Raw genomic sequence first — 1,572 nt, 5'->3', positions numbered from 1 at the left:
GCCGGGCGTCAGGATGGCCGCGGGCTCGAGCAGCAAGCGGAACTCGTAGCTGTCGCCTTGCGCTTCCGGATCGTCGGGCGTGCGCCGAAACAGCCAGGACTGGCCAGGCGCACGATCCAGCAGATTCTCTTCGGTCAGTTTGTTCAACGCTTTTAATACCGTCTTGCGCTCGGCACTGTAGCGCCGCATCAATCCCGCGACGGTCACCGTCTGGTCCAGTCGCCGCGCCGAGCGGTCGCGCAGGATCGCCTCGGCCAACTCGTCCTCCTCGGCAGCGGGCAATTCCGTGGCGACCGAAGCCTGCGCGGTGAGGTCGATGGCCAGATGATAACCGGACTCCGCCTCCCAGCGCACGACGCCCCGTTCCGCGAGCAGGCCGAGTGCCGCCCGCACCGGCGTGCGCGAGACATTGCACAGCGACGCGATCTGCTGCTCGGGCAAGCGTGCACCGGGCTCGAAGCCGCGCTGGCGCGCCACATCCAGGATGCGCTGCGCCAGATCAAGATGGTTGGTGCGGGGTCGTCTGGCTGCGGCTTGCATGGCTGGTCCAGCGGAAAACGAGATGACCGCATTGATTTGACCGATCGCCCGAACGGACGCAATCGGCCAGTTTCCTCGGTCGTTTGACAAATTATGGATTGACGTACTTTTTTCTGCAATAGTACTGTCAGCACAATCGGCGAGAAAAAGACCGAGGGAACAGGATCGAGGCAGCGGCAAGGGTCGCAAGCGTTGGTCCGGCGAATGAAATTCGACGATCAACCGAATGGGAGTCTGTCATGACCGCTACCAGCCTGCGGCGCCGTGCGCTGAAAACATCTTCGATCGCACTTGGCCTGGCCTTGGCGCTGTCCGCGCCGGCGACGGCTGCCGACCTCGTCATTTCCAACTGGGACGGCTACATGGCACCCGACGCCATGGCCGCCTTCAAGACCGCAACCGGCGTTTCGGGCGAAGTGGTGGTGCATGCCACCAATGAAGAGATCATGGGCAAGCTGATCGCCGCCGGCGGCAAGGGCTATGACGTGGTCTTTGTCTCCTCACCCTTCGCCGAGGTGCTGAACAAGCTCGGCCTGACCGAGCCGATCGACCACGCCAAGATCCCCAACCTCGCCAACCTCTATCCGGAAGCAGCCAAGCTGCCGCACGATGTCGGCAATGCCTTCTCGGTGCCCTACACCTGGGGCACCACCGGCCTCTGCTATCGCTCGGATCTGATGAAGGTCGCACCGGCCAGCTGGAGCGACCTGCTCGCGCCCTCCGACGAATTGAAGGGCAAGACCACCATGCTGGCGACCGACCGCTGGCTGCTGGCCGCCGGCCAGCTCGACAAGGGCTATTCGGTCAACGAAACCGACCCGGCCAAGATGGCCGAGGTCAAGGATCTGCTGATCTCGGCCAAGAAGACCCTGCTCGCCTATGACGACACCACCTTCTATTCCAAGCTGGTGTCCGGCGAGGCACTGATGGTGCAGGCCTGGGACGGCTGGTGCAATTACGGCATCGCCGAAAAGCCGGAGATCAAATACGTCATTCCCAAGGAAGGTTCGGACCTCTGGGTCGACACGATGG

At 63.0% G+C, this 1,572-nt stretch carries 2 protein-coding genes; one reads left to right on the top strand and one right to left on the bottom strand.

The window, feature by feature from the left end; genetic code table 11:
* The coding region (locus tag EN879_RS35250; RefSeq protein WP_127274681.1) for a GntR family transcriptional regulator at positions 1-540 on the bottom strand (540 nt) is incomplete at its 3' end.
* Between the two features lie 239 nt (positions 541-779).
* Between EN879_RS35250 and EN879_RS35245 the strand changes: the two genes are divergently transcribed.
* A partial coding sequence (locus tag EN879_RS35245; RefSeq protein ID WP_164774812.1) for a spermidine/putrescine ABC transporter substrate-binding protein occupies positions 780-1,572 on the top strand: 793 nt, incomplete at its 3' end.

Origin of the sequence: Mesorhizobium sp. M7A.F.Ca.AU.002.02.1.1 (assembly GCF_003998535.1) — a bacterium.
GTDB classification, from domain to species: domain Bacteria; phylum Pseudomonadota; class Alphaproteobacteria; order Rhizobiales; family Rhizobiaceae; genus Mesorhizobium; species Mesorhizobium ciceri.
Note: the sequence above shows the minus strand (reverse complement) of the source record. Positions and strands in the feature narration are given on the sequence as shown.